General features: G+C 50.3%; 20 protein-coding genes, 1 pseudogene and 1 riboswitch. Of the genes and pseudogenes, 6 read left to right on the top strand and 15 right to left on the bottom strand.

The genetic code is table 11. The annotated features are described in order from the left end of the window. Window positions 1-112 precede the first annotated feature (112 nt). Window positions 113-196: riboswitch (cyclic di-GMP riboswitch) on the bottom strand. Between the two features lie 81 nt (window positions 197-277). Beyond that, a complete protein-coding gene (locus NQZ67_RS18330; protein WP_257448731.1) occupies window positions 278-1156 on the bottom strand; it encodes an AraC family transcriptional regulator in 879 nt (292 codons plus the stop codon). Window positions 1157-1284: 128 nt separating this feature from the next. On the opposite strand from NQZ67_RS18330, the gene NQZ67_RS18325 reads away from it, so the two are divergent. Then, window positions 1285-2421: a glycoside hydrolase family 88 protein gene (locus NQZ67_RS18325; RefSeq protein ID WP_257448730.1), complete on the top strand. Its 1137-nt coding sequence runs from the start codon at window positions 1285-1287 to the stop codon at window positions 2419-2421. Window positions 2422-2499: 78 nt separating this feature from the next. Here NQZ67_RS18325 and NQZ67_RS18320 read toward each other — a convergent pair whose 3' ends face one another. Together NQZ67_RS18320 and NQZ67_RS30385 are read right to left on the bottom strand one after the other, a co-directional pair. Continuing rightward, window positions 2500-3990, bottom strand: coding sequence for a glycosyl hydrolase family 18 protein (locus NQZ67_RS18320; protein WP_257448729.1), 1491 nt, complete (start codon window positions 3988-3990; stop codon window positions 2500-2502). Between the two features lie 189 nt (window positions 3991-4179). After that, the gene (locus NQZ67_RS30385) at window positions 4180-4548 is read right to left on the bottom strand and encodes a CBO0543 family protein (RefSeq protein WP_306812939.1); all 369 of its coding nucleotides are present in this window, start codon (window positions 4546-4548) and stop codon (window positions 4180-4182) included. 542 nt (window positions 4549-5090) lie between these two features. Here NQZ67_RS30385 and NQZ67_RS18310 point away from each other — a divergent pair. Further along, window positions 5091-5738 (top strand): GGDEF domain-containing protein, encoded by a 648-nt coding sequence (locus tag NQZ67_RS18310; protein WP_257448726.1) that lies wholly within the window; start codon window positions 5091-5093, stop codon window positions 5736-5738. Window positions 5739-5803: 65 nt separating this feature from the next. Here the strand turns inward: NQZ67_RS18310 and NQZ67_RS18305 are convergent, their stop codons facing one another. After that, on the bottom strand, window positions 5804-7012 hold the full coding sequence (locus NQZ67_RS18305) for an MFS transporter (protein ID WP_257448830.1): 1209 nt from the start codon (window positions 7010-7012) through the stop codon (window positions 5804-5806). Window positions 7013-7049: 37 nt separating this feature from the next. Beyond that, on the bottom strand, window positions 7050-8093 hold the full coding sequence (locus NQZ67_RS18300; RefSeq protein WP_257448723.1) for an ROK family transcriptional regulator: 1044 nt from the start codon (window positions 8091-8093) through the stop codon (window positions 7050-7052). A gap of 156 nt (window positions 8094-8249) precedes the next feature. On the opposite strand from NQZ67_RS18300, the gene NQZ67_RS18295 reads away from it, so the two are divergent. Further along, window positions 8250-8582 carry an antibiotic biosynthesis monooxygenase family protein gene (locus NQZ67_RS18295; RefSeq protein ID WP_257448722.1) on the top strand — a complete coding sequence of 111 codons (333 nt, stop codon included), beginning with the start codon at window positions 8250-8252 and terminating at the stop codon, window positions 8580-8582. A gap of 213 nt (window positions 8583-8795) precedes the next feature. On the opposite strand, the gene NQZ67_RS18290 is transcribed toward NQZ67_RS18295, so the two are convergent. Both NQZ67_RS18290 and NQZ67_RS18285 read right to left on the bottom strand, forming a co-directional pair. After that, entirely contained in the window at window positions 8796-9164 is a 369-nt protein-coding gene (locus NQZ67_RS18290; protein WP_257448720.1) for a hypothetical protein, read from the bottom strand. A gap of 51 nt (window positions 9165-9215) precedes the next feature. Then, complete coding sequence (locus NQZ67_RS18285) at window positions 9216-9422, bottom strand: hypothetical protein (RefSeq protein WP_257448718.1); 207 nt, start codon at window positions 9420-9422, stop codon at window positions 9216-9218. 310 nt (window positions 9423-9732) lie between these two features. Between NQZ67_RS18285 and NQZ67_RS18280 the strand changes: the two genes are divergently transcribed. Together NQZ67_RS18280 and NQZ67_RS18275 are read left to right on the top strand one after the other, a co-directional pair. Further along, the gene (locus NQZ67_RS18280) at window positions 9733-11052 is read left to right on the top strand and encodes a WG repeat-containing protein (RefSeq protein ID WP_257448716.1); all 1320 of its coding nucleotides are present in this window, start codon (window positions 9733-9735) and stop codon (window positions 11050-11052) included. 1 nt (window position 11053) lies between these two features. Then, the gene (locus NQZ67_RS18275) at window positions 11054-11536 is read left to right on the top strand and encodes an NUDIX hydrolase (RefSeq protein WP_257448714.1); all 483 of its coding nucleotides are present in this window, start codon (window positions 11054-11056) and stop codon (window positions 11534-11536) included. Between the two features lie 9 nt (window positions 11537-11545). On the opposite strand, the gene NQZ67_RS18270 is transcribed toward NQZ67_RS18275, so the two are convergent. Beyond that, a complete protein-coding gene (locus tag NQZ67_RS18270; RefSeq protein WP_257448712.1) occupies window positions 11546-12034 on the bottom strand; it encodes a DUF4830 domain-containing protein in 489 nt (162 codons plus the stop codon). A gap of 111 nt (window positions 12035-12145) precedes the next feature. Between NQZ67_RS18270 and NQZ67_RS18265 the strand changes: the two genes are divergently transcribed. Continuing rightward, entirely contained in the window at window positions 12146-12991 is an 846-nt protein-coding gene (locus NQZ67_RS18265) for a hypothetical protein (protein ID WP_257448710.1), read from the top strand. Between the two features lie 14 nt (window positions 12992-13005). Here the strand turns inward: NQZ67_RS18265 and NQZ67_RS18260 are convergent, their stop codons facing one another. The 7 genes and pseudogenes from NQZ67_RS18260 to NQZ67_RS18230 all read right to left on the bottom strand — a co-directional run bounded on the left by NQZ67_RS18260 (window position 13006) and on the right by NQZ67_RS18230 (window position 18089). Continuing rightward, the gene (locus NQZ67_RS18260; RefSeq protein ID WP_257448708.1) at window positions 13006-13803 is read right to left on the bottom strand and encodes a Cof-type HAD-IIB family hydrolase; all 798 of its coding nucleotides are present in this window, start codon (window positions 13801-13803) and stop codon (window positions 13006-13008) included. A gap of 272 nt (window positions 13804-14075) precedes the next feature. Beyond that, window positions 14076-14699 (bottom strand): hypothetical protein, encoded by a 624-nt coding sequence (locus NQZ67_RS18255; protein WP_257448706.1) that lies wholly within the window; start codon window positions 14697-14699, stop codon window positions 14076-14078. Window positions 14700-14713: 14 nt separating this feature from the next. Beyond that, the gene (locus tag NQZ67_RS18250) at window positions 14714-15238 is read right to left on the bottom strand and encodes a P-loop nucleotide/nucleoside kinase family protein (RefSeq protein ID WP_257448704.1); all 525 of its coding nucleotides are present in this window, start codon (window positions 15236-15238) and stop codon (window positions 14714-14716) included. Window positions 15239-15442: 204 nt separating this feature from the next. Next, window positions 15443-16330 (bottom strand): putative RNA methyltransferase, encoded by an 888-nt coding sequence (locus NQZ67_RS18245; protein ID WP_257448702.1) that lies wholly within the window; start codon window positions 16328-16330, stop codon window positions 15443-15445. 209 nt (window positions 16331-16539) lie between these two features. Beyond that, window positions 16540-17064 (bottom strand): hypothetical protein, encoded by a 525-nt coding sequence (locus NQZ67_RS18240; protein ID WP_257448701.1) that lies wholly within the window; start codon window positions 17062-17064, stop codon window positions 16540-16542. Between the two features lie 309 nt (window positions 17065-17373). Then, window positions 17374-17589 (bottom strand): annotated as a pseudogene (locus NQZ67_RS18235) (zinc ribbon domain-containing protein). 263 nt (window positions 17590-17852) lie between these two features. Next, window positions 17853-18089 carry an SDR family NAD(P)-dependent oxidoreductase gene (locus NQZ67_RS18230; protein WP_257448699.1) on the bottom strand — a complete coding sequence of 79 codons (237 nt, stop codon included), beginning with the start codon at window positions 18087-18089 and terminating at the stop codon, window positions 17853-17855. Window positions 18090-18477 lie beyond the last annotated feature (388 nt).

Below are 18477 nucleotides of genomic sequence, written 5' to 3'. Positions count from 1 at the left end.
TCGTACAATTCGAAAGCTCCAATTCTATCTTCCTCCCCCGGTAGACCCGAAAGGCGCAACGCAAATAGAGCTTGTCCGCTCAATCGGCAAGCTCCAGCCATAGCTAGCATCTAACGGCAGCTGGCTGGCATAGTATGATACTTTAGCCCCTATAGCTTTGCGTCATTACCTTTCGGTAACTTTGCCTTTTCTATTGTGATGTGACCTTGGTACTAATTAACTTTCATTATACATGATCTTAAGACTAGGTACAGCATAACTTTCTGAAACCTCGCCGCTACCTTTCATAAGCCCTTCGAACCATGGAGCGGTAAGTCTGCGGCGTCACGCCCTTATGCTTCTTGAACAGCTGGCAGAAATAAGGCGTGCCGAGGCTCCCTACCTCGCGGGCAATGTCCCCGACCTGCTTATCCGTGCCCGCCAGCAGGGCGCAGGCCTCGCGAATGCGCAGCACCGCGATGTAATCGGTGATGGTCGTGCCCGCATACCGTTTGAACAAGTGGGAGACATGGTACGGGGACAAGTGGCAATCCTCGGCCATTCGCGCCAGGGAGAACGGTTCCTTGTAATGCGTTTCGATCCAATCCGCCATTTGCTCGATATGCCCCGACGCCTTCTCCGTCATGCCGGGCTCCGCGTCCTCCTCCAAGAACACGCCCCTCTGCAAATGACGCAGGATCGCAATCAGGCCCAGCGCCGCCTCCTCGTCCTGAGGGCGATTATCCCAGTGCGGGCGGGACTGCTCCATTTCATGAAACAGCTCGGGAAGTCTCCGGTCGGCCGAGAGGTCGAACACCTGACGGGTCAGAAGACCCTTCCATATCCTGCGAAGGAAGGCCTGCAGCTTCGGGAACGGCGCCATATACGCTTCCAGGTGGCGAGGATCGAAGGTCAGATTGGTCCGAATGTAAGTCCCGTCGGCCCGGGCCGGCACCTCCACCTGATGGAGCTGATACGGCTGGAAGAAGAACAGCATCCCCGGCTTCAGGGGATGCTTCCGGTTCTCCACCGTGACGGTTCCGGCGCCTTCGTACACGTACAGCAGCTCGCAGCCCTGGTGCGCGTGATACATCCTCCAGTCCGCGTCCCGATTCTCGGTCCGGTACGAGAGGAAGAACGGCCTCTCCCCCATATAGAGCGGCTCGATCCGGTTCATCGGGTCCTCTCTCCCTTCTTGGGCATAATCGCAATATAGCTATATATTATCACAAAAAAACGGAACCGCATCGGCGTTATAATGAATCCAAGCAAACAAAACGCCGATAAGTACAGGGAGGCTTTCTTATGACGATGTGGAAGCAAGCAATCGAGGACGCGCTGCGCGTTGTTCGGGCGGACATCGCCCGCTTCGGGGACCAATTCCCCCATGTCAGTAACGGTGACCGGGTCTATCAACTGAACAACAATACCGACTGGACCGAAGGCTTCTGGTCAGGCATGCTCTGGCTCAGCTACGAATATTCGGGAGACGAAGCGTTCCGCGAAGCGGCCGCCAAGACGGTCGGCAACTTCCGCCGCCGGCTCGAGAACCGGACCAACCTCGACCATCACGATATCGGCTTCCTCTATTCCCTCTCCGCCAAAGCGCAATGGATCATCGAGAAGGACGAGGCCGCGAAGAAGCTGACGCTCGAGGCTGCCGACGTGCTGCTGGAGAGATGGCGGGAGAAGACGCAAATCCTGCAAGCATGGGGACGGAAGGACGATCCCGAGAACGGCGGCCGCATTATTATCGACTGCATGATGAACCTGCCGCTGCTTCATTGGGCATACAAGCATACCGGCGACGAGAAATACCGCCAAATCGCCGCTACCCATTCCGATAAGAGCCGCCGCTTCCTTGTACGCGGAGACGACTCGTCCTACCACACCTTCTACTTCGATCAAGAAACGGGAGATTCGCTGCGCGGCGGCACGGCGCAAGGCTATCGCGACGGCTCGACTTGGACGCGCGGCCAGGCATGGGGCATTTACGGCTTCGCGCTCGCCTACCGCTACCTTGGTCAGCCGGAGTATCTGGAGACGGCCAAGCGGCTTGCGCGCTACTTCATCGAACGATTCCCGGAGGACGATGTCGTATATTGGGACTTCGACGCGCCTGTCACGCCGGAGACGAAACGAGACAGCTCGGCGTCGGCCATTGCCGCCGCAGGCATGCTCGAAATTCTTGGCTTCCTGAGCGCCGACGATCCGGACCGCGCCATGCTGCAAGATGCCGTGGAGCGCTCCATGACCTCGCTCGTTAAGAACTACTCGACGATCGGCGAAGAGGACGCGCAGGGCTTGCTGAAACGCGGCTCCTATTCGGTAAGAGGCGGAGCCGCGCCGGACGACTATGTAATCTGGGGCGATTATTTCTATCTGGAGACGCTTCTTCGGCTGGAGAAAGGCTTGACGGGCTACTGGTACGAGCGAGACTAGAGCGGAATACGGATATAAGCGCAAGCCAAAAAGCCGGCCCGCATCAGCACAAACGCTGATGCAGGCCGGCTTTATTTTTTAATCCTGCAATCCTTCGTACAACGCCTTCAGCAGCGCTCCGTCACTGGAATCATGCGTCAGCGACCAGACCATCGCGCCCGCGAGATTGTTCTCCTTCACGTAAGCGGCCTTATGGCCGATCGATTCCGGATCGTCGTAGCTGATGAAGCTCGAGCCGTTGTACAAGTATGGCACCTTGGATACGGGATGGAAGTACCGCGTATAACCTTTGCCCAAATATTTGGTAACGACATGCCCGTAAGTTACGGACGTGCCTCCTTTAAAGCTTTGATACAAGCCTTTGTTAGTATTTGCCGCTGCGTCGTATTTATACCCGTAGAACGGGACGCCCATCACGAGCTTCTCCGCGGGCACACCCGCTTTCAGGTAGCCTTGCATGGAATCGTCCACGCTGGTCTCATAGGCGAAGACGCTGTTCGGATCGCGGTACAACGGCGCGTTGAAGCCCGTCTTGCTATCCCATGTGCCATGAAGATCGTAGCTCATGACATTGATGAAATCGGCGTACTGCTGCAGCTTGGACAGCTCCACGTTGCTGCGGTAGAAGCCGCCGCTGGCACCGGCCAGGCTTAGCAGATAGCTCTTGCCGTCTTTCGCGCCCTGCTCGTCCAGCTTCTCGCGCAGCTTCTGCATGAGCAGCGTGAAGTTTTGTTTGTCTGCAGCCCGTTTGACATTCCCATACATGCCGCCGGATACCGGGTACTCCCAGTCGATGTCGATGCCGTCGAAGCCATATTTTGTGAGGAATGAAACCGCGCTATCCGCAAATGCCGATCTCGAGGCGTCCGTTAACGCCGCGTCGGAAAATTTGCCGGACCAGGACCAGCCGCCGACGGAAATAAACGTCTTGAGATGCGGATAACGCTGCTTCAGCTTCCTCAGCTGATTGAAATTGCCGTGATAAGGATCAGCGGACGAATCGCCGGGAAACCATTTCTCCACGTCCGCATGCACATCGCCGATTTCAATCTTCAGATCCTGGCCAATGTTGGCGAAAGCATAGTTAATATGCGTCAATTTCGAGCCGTCTATTTCGGAAATTTGATGACCGCTGTACGTCGACCAGCCGGTATAATAGCCGATGACCGCTTTGACCTGCGCTTTCTCCTCCGTTACCACATCGACGGCGCCGCCGAATGGCGACAAATTTCCCGCCGCGTCCGCCGCTCTTACTTTGAAGCTGTATTCCGTTTCCGGCTTCAAGCCGGTTACCTTATAGGAAGTCCCGACGGAGGTGCCTACCTTCGTCGATTCGTTATAGATGTCGTAACGACTTACACCTCGATCATCCTTAGCCGCCTTCCACGACAGGGATACGTACGTGTCCGCTGTGTCCGATACGACCGTCTTCGACGGCGCGATCGGCGCTCTCCAGTCCCGCGGCGCGGCGCTCGCATGGCCTATGCCCGCCGACAGCACGACTGTCCATATGAAGGCGAAGCTAGCTACGTATACGAAGTAGGGCGATATTTTCGCAGAGAAATTCATGATTCACTCCTCTTGTTTCGAATTCTATCATCCCTATGATTCTAACGAGTTTACGTAGCTGTTGTCTATGAATCTAGCTGTAAAGTTAATGGGAAATACCCCTTAATATCCCTATGCATATGCAATAACGCGCAAAAAAAGGCGGACAGAAGTTGCCTTCTGCTCCGCCTTTCGATTGCGGGTTCCTATCTAACGAATCGGCACTTGAAAAACAAGCATCAAAAATGCAATAAAGCCGGCACTGATCAGGTAAGCCCACAGCGGTTTCTTATGGTGAAGCAAGATCATCCCAAACATCATGACATAGAATAACATGGACCACGCGAGCGTCCAGCCTAGATCATGTGTCATATGATCCGTCCTTAAGTAGATCCACTCTCCCGCCGTAAAGATAACAAACCACTTGGCCATATAGATCCCTTTTGCCCGGAACGTCTTCTCGAACGGGAACCTCGACAAATAAAGGAGCGTCATCGCGGGCAAAAATAGAAACGAATACATTGAATTTGTAAATAGCTGGCTGGAGACCGGCCAGACCGGCTCATACGTCCAAAGCATGTAATTGTAGCAAATGCACTAGTACAGGAGATCGCATAACGTTACATAGAGCAGTGTCGCATGAAACTCCTGCCAGCGGCGGAACGTTCCGAATCGCCAGTTCAGCCCTAAAATCAATAGGGTTACGCCTATATGCATGATTACCGCCCGCTCCTTCCAACAGGATTGTCTCCATGGCATTATTCCCAAATATAGCCATTTAAATCCCTGATGCAAGCGCAACGAAAAAAGCCCACGCCGTCCCGCTCGGAACGATGGGGCATAGTTAACACCCTTAATATCGGAAGCCCTCGGCTTTGGCGGTCTCCACCCAGTCAACGAGCTCCTCCCCTTTGTTCCGCTACAATGCCCGGAGCATCACGAGAAACCGCTGCCTTGTCTGCAAATCCACGCTCTAGTCATCTCACTTGTATGACCAAATGTTATTTACATCCTTGCCAGCAGCTGGAGAAAATATTCATTTCTTACGGATAAGCTTTCGTGGTACAATAGTCCCAATTACAGCGCAGCACCTTTAGAACCAGCATGAGGATGTGACAAGCATGAAATATAAAGGCAGGCTTCTCGTAGTAAGCATAACGCTGTCCCTTCATACGGTATACATTCTTTATTATTACTTGCGCGACGGGATGGTCGACATGATGGACATACTGGGTTACCCGCTCTTCTTCGCCCTCGCTTATTGGGCCGGGCACCAGTATGACAAAGCATTGTACTATTCCGAGAAGGACGTTCTCACCAACCTCTACAACCGCCGGTTCGTCATCCAATCCTTCGACAAGATCGCGGCGATCGCCAGCCGGACAAGCAGCAATCTGTTCGTCCTTCTCTTGGATTGCGATAACTTCAAAGAAATTAACGATGTATACAATCATCAAATAGGAGACACCGTCCTCCAGCGAATCAGCCAAATTCTTCAGCTTAACACCCGCAAGATCGATATCGTGTCCCGTTGGGGAGGCGATGAATTTCTTGTGCTCGGCCAATACAAAGAGCAGTCGGGGGTCGAGGTGCTTATGGGGCGAATTCAGAAAGAGATTGCCGCCCTGTCCGATGAAATGGGCTTCCGCGTATCGATTTCGATCGGTTCCGCCGTCTATAACGAAAAGGAGCATAAGGACTTGTCCAGCCTGATCAAGACGGCCGACGAGAATATGTATCGCACCAAAGCTACCAAGAAGCATTCCTAAGAAGCGTCCGCACGGATGCATGAACAAGCCCCGTTCTTCTTATGACAAGAAGAACGGGGCTTTCTTTAGGCGGTCCTTTCTCGCCTGCCGGCCAATAGACGGCCCAGCAGCTCCGAGAATAACAGCATCGCGGCTGCGAATATCGCAATGTAGAATGGAAATATGCCAATCGTCGTGCGCGAAGCCAGAAAACCGAGCAGCGGAGGCAGAAGCGTGCTGCCCGTATAGGCCACGGCCATCTGATAGCCCATAATGCGCTGCGAGTGCCGCTTGCCGTAGCGCGCGGGCGTCTCGTGCAGCATGCACGGGAAGATCGGGGCAAGGCCCAGTCCGAGGATAATCAAGCCCGCCAGCGAGAATGCGGGCGGCAGCGGCAGAACGAGCAGCAGCGCGCCGGCAAGCGCCATGAGCTGGCCTCCCCTAATGAGAAGCTGATTGCCGACTTTGAACGTAATGAACCCCGTCACGAACCGGCCAACCGTAATGCCCCCGTAATACAAGGACACCCATTCGGCGGCTTGCGCGGCCTGCAAGCCCTTCATCTCTACCAGGAAGCTGCTGCCCCACAGTCCGACCGAGGCTTCGATGCCGCAATAAAAGAGGAAAGACATGAGACCGACCTTCACGCCGCGTATCCGAAGCGGCTTGACGGAGCTTCCCGCGTCCGCCGACTGCTCATCCCCTGTCTCCGAAGCGGCCGCTTGTTCGTCCGCGTTGTTCGAGCTGAGACGTGCTACTTTGCCCCATAATGGGAGCGTGAGGAATAAGATGACGACAAGCGCGAACTGAATGCCTGCCACCGTCAGGAAGCCGTCACGCCAGTCCTTCATGACGAATCCCGCCATAATAATGGGTCCCGTCGTCGCGCCGACGCCCCAGAAGCAGTGCAGCCAGCTCATATGATGCGCCTTGTAATGCTCCGCGACATAGTTATTCAGCCCGGAATCAACCGCACCCGCGCCTAACCCGAGCGGAACGGTCAGGAGCAGCAGCCAAGGCAGCGAAGGAGCAAACGCGAAGCCGAGCAATGCTCCCGCCGTCATGATGCAGCTGACAAGCGTCACCTTCCCCGTGCCGAATCGCTCGATTACCGCCCCGCTCGCAAGACTGGACACAATCGTTCCCGCGGCCGTCAGCATATAGAGCAGCCCCGCCGTATCCAGCGGCGCGCCCATCTCCGCCTGCATGACGGGCCAGGCCGTCCCGAGCAAGGAATCCGGCAACCCTAAGCTAATAAAAGCCAAATAAATAATAAGCAAAAAGAATGTAGCGATGATGTTCACCTGCTTCCGTGTAGTACGTCCGCATTCATTAGTTATGGGCCCCGGACACGATAAGCCCAAGCCCCAACGTCTGCAGCCCGAGCAAATAATCTTGTCTCCAATCGCTGGCGACCAGCTCCGGCAGATGCTCCCGCGGCACATAGTCCGTGCTTCTCCGCGCGATTCGAGACAGCAAATCCTCGTTCGCCTCGTCCCGATCGAATACGATCGTGCGAGGATTGATCATGGCCGTGAACGCGGCGACCAATCGGCTGACCGCGTCGATGCCTTCGGGCGTCATATCCCCCGGTACGATCGCCTGATCGAGAGCCTTCAGGAAATTGCGGTCGTCGTACTGCGGGATGAAGCTGATCTCCCCGGAGAACGACGTGTTCCCCCGCACGAGGGCTCCGCCTACCATGATGCCGGCGCCCGCGCCGTTCTTGCCGAACAACACGTAGACGCGAGAAGGCAAGTCCGCATCGGGCCTGCGGGCATGATATCCAAGGATGGCCGCGTTCATATCGTTCTCGACGACGACGGGGATGCCGAGCCGTTCCTCGAAGTAGCTCTTCATATCAAATTGATGGAACGCCTCATAGCTCGGAATATAAATGATCCTGCCGTTATTGACCGCGCCCGGCACGCCAATCGCGAGCGAGCAAAGCTTGGGAAAGCGAGCGAGCAATCCTTCGATCAGGTCAGACAAGCCGCGAACGCCATCCGCAAGGACGCCGGGGCCTGAGCCCTGCTCTTTCGCTTCGCCCATGCAGTTGAAGATCGTATAGTTGGTTTCCGCCTTCTCCAGGAATACGGCTAGACCAAGGCTGAACTCCGGGTTATACGCGTACCGGTTCGCTCTTCGCCCTCCGCTCGAATCGTCGAGACCGGCCAGCCGCACCTCCCCTTCCTTCTCCATTCGCGACAGAAACTTGCCGACCGTCGGAAAGCTGATGCCGAGCTGCTGGCTGAGCTCCGCCTTCGTGGCGCTGCTCGCGGCTAGGAGCGCCTCGCGGATACGGCGAAAAATTTCGTTTTTCACATCGTTCGGATGAGTCGGGCGCTCGTTGATATCGTTCGCCCCCTTAGCCAAGACACTTTTTAAACGCGTTTAATAAGTCTTCTCGATCATAACTTAGCGGCGCCATTGGCGCAACAAAAAAAATCAATTTCCTTCGGTTCATTTTCTTATCCATTGCAGCAAGCTATAATCGATTTAATCAAACTACCTCGAAGGAGATGGACGGGAATGGAAACTGGCAGCCAAGTAAGGAAAACCCCCTACTACGCGGTGATCTTCTATAGCAAGCGCACGGACGGGGATAATGGATATGGAAGTATGGCGGATCGGATGGAGGAGCTGGCGCGGCGGCAGCCGGGGTTCCTTGGCGTCGAAAGCGTAAGAGACGCCTCGGGCGAGGGGATCACGGTTTCGTATTGGGAGAGCCTGGACGCGATCAGCAGCTGGAAGCGCGACGAAGCCCATCAGGCGGCTCAACACAAAGGCAAGCAGGAATGGTATAAGCAGTACAAGGTTCGCATCTGCCGAGTGGAACGAGAGTACGGGTTCGACGGGCTGTAATCGGGCAACTCCCTTGAAGATAGAACAGCAGCGGCCAAGCTCGGCTTGACTGCTGCTGTTATGGAACGTCCCCGTTCGTTTACACACTGCTAGCTAATTCCCCCACCAGGTCATATGAGAATTGGGTCCGCCTTCCTCATCAATAATTACACCCTAATAATAAGCCCAGGCAAATGACAACAATTCCAAGCAGTTTGATAATGCCCCGTTTCACTAAAGATCCATCTCGGAGTTGTCAATCGCCTGAATAGCTAATTCCAACGCTCTCATTCTTCTTTCTAAAAGCGTTTTTTGGGGACTTCCCGCCTTTGACTTCGCATAACTGTTTTCAATCGAGGGAAATAGGCGGGTAATAGTATCACGAGCTTCCGCTAATTCTTCCTTAGTGAATTGGTGTGGTTTTTTATTCCAAACATGTTCTAACATGGATAGCCCTATGGAAACAGCTTTAAGTCTTTTCTTTACAAGGGTTGTACTTGAGCCATTTTGAGTCATCTGTGACAAGGCATTTTCGAGCTTGCGGACTGTCGATTGTAAAGAATTAATTGATTCCGATCTATCTTCAATCGATACATTTTCCATGTTAGTACTGTCCCTTCATTTTGAAATAGTGATTTCACTAACGCTTCAGCGCTAGCGTTCCTCGTTTAAATCTATGACCACGATTTCCTTCACTTTGAAATCCTCGGGGTCCCAGTCATCTTGGCTGGTTGTATCAATTAACGTAACCTTTACTTTTTGACCTATCTCATATTTAGAAATGTTGTCCGCGTATATGGACTGGCCGTTAATATCCATTTGATTTTTTTCGGCATCTATGAATGTTATTTCACCTTCCATAATGAAGGTTTCCCGATAATTGTTGCAGCTTGTTAACAATAACACCACGATTAAGCAAGTTACCAAAACCCGCAATTCAATGCCACCTCTTTCCGGGTTGGTTTTCGTTATTCTTTAGACAAAAACCGCTGCAATACAGACATAGAAAATGATACGAGTGATGAGTATCACCTCATTCTTGGATATGTGAAAAATAACCATTAACCTCAATACTTGATACCTTCATTCTCCTATTCTAAAATATGGTAATATACAATTTGGAATATTACTAGACCCGAAAGAATCTATCTGGACAGAAGGGGAACAAGAGATGCGACATTCATTTAATCAATATGGAATGCCGAAGGATACCCAGTATGGTTATGTGAATATGCAAGAGGAGTATGTCATCGAGCCGCAATTCGAAATCGCGTTTCCATTCCAGGAAGGAAGGGCGCGCGTGAGCGAGCGCGGAAGATGGTACTTCATTGATGCTAGCGGACAAAGAACCAGCGATCGTTACGATTGGATCGGCGATTATTGGCAGGGCTTGGCCATTGTGAGCCGTGACGATGGAAAAAGAGCCTTTATCGATCGTGATGGAAAGCCAATCACAGGCTTTGAGTTTGATAACAGCCTTCGGTTTACGGAAGATCGAGCAGCCGTCGCAGTTCAAAATAAATACGGCTTCATCGATCTCGAAGGGCGCCTTGTGATTCCATACGCCTACGACGAAGCTATGCCCTTTTTTGGCGGTACAGCCTGTGTCGGAATGAACGGAAAGTATGGGCAGATCAATAAAGAAGGGACCCTTACCATCGCGTTAGAATGGGACCGATTCTTCACCTATCACGAATCCTTGGCTGCCGTGCGCAGTGGGAATAAGGATGGTTATATCGACGCGCAAGGAAATCTAGTGATTCCCTTTCAATTCGATTTCGCGTACCATTTCTCCGAAGGCTTAGCGCGAGTAGATGTCGGCGGCAGACAAGGCTTCATCAACAAAGCAGGTTTGTGGGTCGTCCAGCCTCTACTAACGGAAGCGCAGGACTTCCAAGAGGGTCTCGCAGCAGCTAAAGCCGATCATCTGTGGGGCTACTTGGATTCTACAGGTAATTGGGCTATCCCGCCGCGGTTTCTTGAGGCACGCTCGTTTCATGAAGGATTAGCCTTTGTTCGAACCGAGGATCGTACGGGATTTGTTGATAAACAAGGCAACTGGAAGCTCGTGCCGGCAAATGAGACGATTACCTTCTTTTCCGAGGGCCTTGCCTCCGTAGCGGTTAAAATCACACATCCCCGGTCCGGTGAGCATGTACGACATGCCCTCCTGGCTCTAAACAAGCATTGGTTGCAGATGAAAGAAGCGTTCGAGACCGCCGGTATAAGCGATAAAGCAAGGGTCGAATCGATAGTCAAACAGTACGGCGATCATCTCCAGGCATTTAGCGAAGAGCTGTCTCTTTGGATCGATGTCCCGCCCCGGACTCTATCTTACGAACAGGTTATTACAGAACTTGCCATTGAAGAGGTACTCCAGTCCTTGGATGAGGAAATGCTCGCTACAGTAAGAAGCGAAATCGAGAACGGAATCCGCGGGTTTAGAGGCGGCCAAACGGTTCATGCCGTTTATTGGAGGCAGGACGAGTGATATGAACGACAATTTTTATCGGCATATAGGGGTTTATGGAATATGTGTGGTTAATAACTGTATGTTAGTTATCCAAAAAATCTTAGGTCCTTACACAGGTAAATATGACTTGCCTGGCGGTCGGTTAGAAAAGACGGAAACCTTAGAGCAGGGAATCATAAGGGAACTCCGCGAAGAAACGGGACATACCGTTCGAAAGCTTAAAAATATTGGGGTTTGTGACTTCTCAGTGATGTGGACATTACGAGACAATACAGCAGAACGTGTACATCATATTGCCATTTTATATGAAGTTGATGTTGATTCAGAGGAGACAACGAAAGCCATTGAATCGTTTGAAGGGCAAGATTCCAACGGGGCTGTTTGGCTGTCTCTTGATGAAGTAACTTCCCGCAATTCATCGCCCCTCGTGCTGCAGGCTGTGGAATGGATACGTACAGGCTCTATTCCTGCCGCATGTGGTCATTTTGATTATAGAATCTAATAATGAATGCTAGTTACCGTATTTCTTGTCCCAGCCTTCCGTCCATTCTTGATACGAAACTCCTTTAACCTCCTCCAATGTCCTGCCGTCAAGCGAATAAGGCGCCCCAAGTAAAAGCAATTCTTCTTGAACCGGGAAGGAGGTCCCTCCAATGACTTTGCCTTCGCAAACCATGACAGAGACGTTGGTTTCCCTGTTATATATTTTTCCTAGCGGATGGTTGTTCACTGTAAAACCGTATAGGGTTATTTCTTTCCCGAGATACTTCTCGGGTTCTTCTTTTTGAACGGCCCATATCTGTCTATCATGCGTTGTTAATAGCATGCCTTTGTCTAATACGTACTGGTGAATCTCGCCCTTTCGCGAAGTCATTATATAACCTTGATTCTCAACGTACTGTTCCGCTATTTTTTCGTCGTTCGCATCCTCTTTAGCACATCCACAAATAATAATAAGCACTAACCCGATGATGATTGAGATATGGATAGCTCTCCTCATTTGTACCACCTCTAGTTTAGAGACGTTCCATTTCGATCAAACGTTGCACGGGCGGCTACTACGCGTCCAGCATGGTTAAAATAGGAATAACTACTTTTGGAAAAGGGACCTATGCCGAACTTCTTACCTTATCTGCTATTAGTCGCGATTAGCATGATCGCCTTTGTCATATTGCTGTTTCGACAACGTACGGTGAGGCCGTTGATCCTGCTGCTTGCCTTCTCCGGTTTCATTTACTTGTTTGAATTTTTTATTTTCGTCTGGAGCGATAGCTACAGCTATTCCCCTGGCCTTGTCAAAATCCCCTACTATGACAGCGTTTTGGGGGCCGTTGTCTCCAATCTGTTGTCAGTGCCCATAGCCGCCACTTTCATAGCCGTATATAGGTTGAACTGGCGGTGGATGGCGTGTCTTGCATTTGCCTATGGGGGAGTCGAATGGACGTTCCTTCAACTGGGCGTTTATGAGCACCATTGGTGGAGAACGGCGTACACGATCATCGCAATGCTCGTATTCTTCCTGTTCGCCCGACAATGGCCGATTTGGCTGTCGGGCCGCAGCCGTACGATCCCGTTTGTGACGCTTGTGATGCTTGCGTGGAGTGTCGTGGGGACGCTCGTCTTCTTTATGGCTTTGGCTGGCATGCGGATGTTCCATATTGGCGTTTTCGAAGATCCGTATCATGACGATATTTTTTTCTCCTCGATATACGGCGTCTTCAAAGCGATAGTCTTTGCCGCGGGCGTAACCGCGACGCGTCGTCCTTGGAAGAGAGCGGCAACGCTGCTTGTCATCTTCGCGGCGCATATTTCCCTTTTGCAGATCGGCATTTTGAAGATCTTGGTGCCGCAATGGCAATACTGGCTTCTCTATGGGCCATGCTGCTGCACCGTTCTGTGGCTGGTATCTGCGAGCAGTCGCAAGCTGGAGCGATTCAGGGCCGAAACCCGAATATGAACGATTTGCGTTGATTACAACACAAATCGCTCAAGAGCAGCAGCTACACCATCATTGTCATTGGAGTCGGTTATGTGGGCCGCGTAACTTTTAAGTTCCATGATTGCATTCTCCATGGCAACCGGAAAGCCGGATATTTGGAATAGACCCAAATCGTTAAAGTCATCCCCGAACACCATGACATGCTCTGGTTTCACTCCGATTTCGTTCAGCACGCCTTGCACGGCGTTTTCCTTGGAGGCCGATTTTTGCATGATTTGAACCAACAATCCCTCATCGGTTGCGATGACGTTCACATAGTCGCCGAACCGCTCGACTATCTCCCCCCAGGTCGTGCTGCAGCCTAGTACCAATATTTTCGTCGGAGAAAGAGTATGAATAAATTCTTGATCCACAACCTGGGGCTTCGGGTCCGTCGGGCGGATTCCGAGTGAAGCGCACTGGGAGTCGGGAACGGGGCTGCACGTATACCATAAATCATTAACCTCGTAAGAGATTATCGAGTGAGGCGCACGACCCCCGATGAATGGAGTAATCTGTTGGCTAATCTCCATAGGGATGCTGAAGTGCCGCTCATATTGCTTGGACTGGCATGTCACTAAAGCGCCGTTGTAATAGATCATGTAGTCTGCGAAAGGAAACTTCTTCAGAAAATGATTAGCCGCTCTAGGCGGCCGCGCCGTTGCAATAAGGATAGGAATGCCGGAATCATGACACCTCTTCACAGCCTCATAATTTCTAGGAGATACGGATTTATCGCTTCCGAGCAGGGTTCCGTCCAAGTCCAGTACAATGGCCTGAATATTAACCATCGATATCCTCCCTTCAACAAGTTAAATTGGTAAAATAATACTCCCTTATCGTGGTGGGGTCAACCGACAAATGGCATTCTCTTGTGATCCATCATTCGGAATACGAAAAAGACCCAAGCCCGCGCACGAGCTTGGATCTGCATCCATTACCGCTTTGTTTGCCGTTATTAAAGCATTTAACGTCATCGTTGGCAACATCAGGTGCCAGAACCATTGATACGACGGCAGCTGGCGGCTGCCGTCATGTCGTCGATCGTCTGCCGCTGTGCTGCCTAGAAGCGCTCGATAAAATACCCTTCCGTTTCCCAGCTGTCCCCGATCTCTCTATACATGTCAGCTATATTTTGCTTGGATTCTCCGAATCTTCTCATCAATTCTTCCCTATACTGCCCCATTGTTCTTCCTTCATATATCGAGTCGCTTGCGCAAAACTCATCCGACATATATATACAGTAACGGGTATCCATATAGGAACAAAGCTCTTTGCAGATCTTCCTAAGATCATTATCCAGTAGAAAGGCTCGCCATCTTATATAAGATGAGAGTTCTAATATATGGGGGTTAAATTCCATTTCGAGAATGGAACCGGGAGCTTTTAAGCTAATGGTTTTCTCCACGGTAAGCTCTTCCCAAATCGTCGAGTACTTGTAGCTCTGGTGCAATTTAGCTTCATCTACTTTTCTTTTCATATCCGCAATCCAATTCGTTGTTCGCGTTCCAAAGGTTAGGGGCAAGTCAAGTCGCCTTGACCACTCCCACTCGGCATTTGCACTATTTGTTAACTCATGGATAGTCGGAAAGAGGTCTGTCCTCGTATTCAATTCCTCAAGAAATTTATCGAGGCTATCCCTGTTTCGAAAATTATGTTCTATAACCGCTGAAAAATTCGCTCCCATCTATTAGGACCTCCCTAGCCCTGCATTCGGAATCTGGGACTTCTTATGATTTCTTCAACAAGCTCGACCGGCGTCTTATCATCGGTGTCCAATAAGTATGGCTCATTGGTCGGCGACGCTGTCAGCTTATTCCGAAGGAATAGCGAGCGTTGGATGTACTGCGCATCCCCTCGCTGATGGAGTCGAGCGGAAAGGGTGTCCGGTTCGGCATGTAACACAACATAGTGGAGAGTCGCCCCGAGATCTGATAGTTGATCGGAAAACCATTGAAGTTCGTCTTCGACGACGAAATCAATAACCACGTCCAGCCCGCTCAGCACAAAATTTCGTGTTACCGCAGCGATATTAAGCCATGCCAATCGAAGTCGCTCCTCCCAAGGAGGCTCGCTCTCCCCCTGGTAGACATGGAGAAGAAGGTCACCTTCAATCAAGACACATTGTTTCATTGAACTAGCTAGAATCTTGGAAAGCGTTGACTTCCCGACACCAAGCGGACCAGAGACGAGATAGACGGTTACTGATTTTTTTATGGAGTGCACGTTTTCTCCTCCCACCCTAAGTCACCTCGCAACTAATTAATAACAAGATTGTACCAAGAAGACTCTCGCTATGTTTGGTAGAGTTTTTTTAAAATCATGCTGCTGATAAATTTAATTAAAAAAAGCAGCCGATCGAATGACCAGCTGCGAAAGGTTTTATTCAGCTATCGTACCTACATCAGCTTAACGATTTCATCATGCGGTTTAATTTCTTACCGATCCGATCAGAATCTTAAAGTCCATCGTGACTTGTTTTAGATTCAACTGATGAACTTTTTCTATGCGTTCCCCGGAAGTCCCCCATGATAATGGCGTCATTCCAAGCAATGGTTCGATTAGACGTTCACTCAAGTTCGCTTGATAGCCGATACTTTCAACATCCGACAAATGGAAATGTTTGTTGAAGTGGCTAATTGTGCGAGCATTTGAATAAGTCTGCTTATCGGATCCCTTATAGAAGATATCTCTTAATTCTTTTAGATAATCCTGGCCAGGGACGACTTTAATGACCAAACCATTGTCACTTATTAATCTCTGGAATTCGGAATAATTGGCTGGTGAAAGAATGTTCAGAATGAATTTGAACGATTGATTGGAAAACGGGCCGTTTGCAAGGTCCGCGACACACCAGATCGTATCTGAATTTTCTGATGCGGCAAAACTTATTCCCTCTTTTGAAATATCGATCCCTACAGCCAACAACGCACTCGGTTTTTCTCGTTTTAACTCGGCTTGTATGCTATTTAAGTGCGACCCTTCTCCACACCCTGCATCTAGTATGCTTATGGGCTCATTGCTTGATTGTTGATTCCATATAATTTGACTTACCGCGGCATATAACGGATTGAACAAACCGCTTTTGCTGATTAATCTCCTGTTCTCAAAGATTCTTTTATCATATTTCGTTCGAATACTCCTGGACAATAAGTTGACATATCCATGCTTTGCTATATCAAAACAATGCTGATTGCTGCATACTAAACGCTGTAAATCGATGACTTGCATCGGTTTTTCACACAATGGGCATCGGAATATCTCCTGATGCTTCGCCATCATCTCGGCACAAATTAACTTTTTACTTTTTTGGAACACAAAAAAAGCACCCTCTCATTCGTAATAGGTGAATGAAAAAAGGCACAGTCAAATAAACCCTGGCCATTTTGTCAAAAATGCCGGGTTATGTGATCTGCACCTTCCATTACCTATAGCGAATGAATTGGATGATCATCGTCGTCAAACTCTCCTTTATGGGTTACATTCAAGCCTTTTAAGTTTAACATGTTTCACTAGTATGAAAAAAGCTAGTTCAACACGAGTCCGAACCCCGCACTCATAAGAAACACGGAGACCAAACCCAAGACAATCCCCAGTGCCAACGATTTAAGCGTAAACCAGCGGAATTGACCTGGCTCTGTATTGTCGATTTTGTGAATGCGATATAGGATGCCCGCGTTGACCATTAAGGTTAAGATTAGAACGACGATAGCCATAATCCCCCAAAAAGCCGTCACATCCCGAAATTGCATGGGATCATTATCCCTTATGCGATTAAAGGCCACCAATTGATTACCCAGCAAGAATGCAAAGGCAATGAGTCTCACAATCCGCCCTTCTCGATCTTGCTTCTTGCCTAGCTTTTCCCGTTCATATTCCGCGATTTCTCGCATAAACCGAGGGCCGTGCATAAAGAGCATATGCTTTGGAAAAAAGAAACCCCAGCACTCAAAAAGCAACAAGGCGCCATACAACAAAGCGCCTGTTAGATAAGTATCCTTAGGCGATGGCTCTACAAGAAGCAAGAGACAACCGGTTAATGGGATGACCATGCAAATACATGCATTTAAGAAGATGATTTGTTTAACGCGCAAGGATTTAAGTTTATTCGCGTCCAGGTGGGCCCCTCCTCCCTATAGCTGACTTACAATCCTGTAACGCAAAAAAATACCTTCAAGTTGCCCCTAAACATTGCAACATTTCCCAGTAACTCAGGTCTATATGTTGAACACTCCCGCCACCTTAGAGGTGGGGGATTCTTGGGTAGTTGCTCCTAACGGAGCAAAGCTGTAGCGATATTTTCTTTCGAAACATCGTACACCAAGCGATCCCTGTGGTTCCCACAGTTCCTGTTTCCTTCGTTACAACGTCATGGCTTTTATGTTTTGTGCCGCATACCTGTCCCGGTCATGTACCGCTTGGCAGAAGGAACATTTCCATACCCGAATGCTCAAGTCTTTCACCTCTGCATGCTTGTTCCCTCAGACGTGACAGGTTTGACTCGTTGGCGCAAAAGCCGCTGTCTCCTTGATAATTCGGCCATACCATCTGGCTTTGTAATGCAGTTGTCGACTCATCTCGCCCCAGGAAGCATCTGCTATGTGTTTTGCTTATTTGAATGCTTTATGCTGAGCATCGTCTGATTCATCACCTCACTACAAAAGAGATGGATGTTCACTCACTCCAATTATAGCACATACGTTCGTATTCATTTACCAGCAAAATTCCCGATTCATCCCCTTCCTACACTCTCACTTCGTGAGCAAGGTAACTTAGAGACAGGAGTCCCCTAACCTTGTCAAAATCCCCTATTATGACAGCGTTTTGGGAGCCTTCGTCTCTAATTTGTTGTCAGTGCCGAGTAAACCGCCATAAGCGGCCCCGGCTGGAATGCTTGCCGTCTAGCAAAGCAGCTTGCTCGCATCGAATGCGAAGCTTCAATGTCCTGCTTAACGATTTGAAGTTCCTCTTCGGATCGGGCCGCAAGAACCACATGATAACCGTCCGCCGCGAATAGCTTTGCGAACTCACGGCCAATCCCGCTTGTTGCCCCGGTGATGAGAACCGTTCGTTCCATGCTCAAGCCCCCCTGCTTGCCGTTTTTTTCCGGTATCGACAAATGATCAGCGCACCGGTTAGGACGAAGATAGATAAGAATAGAAGAGGACCTGCCGGCAAGATCCTGCCTGCTATCATGAACCAAGCAAACAGTAGGGAAGCCGGACTTGTTGCTTTCAAGAACCGATAGAACGCAGCTGCCCGCCCAACCCGGAAGAGGGCTGTGGCCTCAAGAAGAAGAATCAGGGGATTGCCGATCGTCCCATATAGGAGGGGAAGAACCATCCACATTGGCAAAGCGGACCCCGAGGCATATTCTAGTAGATAGACCAGCGCAGCGGCGAAGGCCTGCATAAAGAAGTCGAGATGCGCCGATTTCAATTTGCGGGGATTCGTGAAAATCTTCG

Origin of the sequence: Paenibacillus soyae (assembly GCF_024623455.1) — a bacterium.
Lineage (GTDB): Bacteria > Bacillota > Bacilli > Paenibacillales > Paenibacillaceae > Pristimantibacillus > Pristimantibacillus soyae.
The sequence above is the reverse complement of the archived record's forward strand: the minus strand, read 5'-3'. Positions and strand labels throughout refer to the sequence as shown.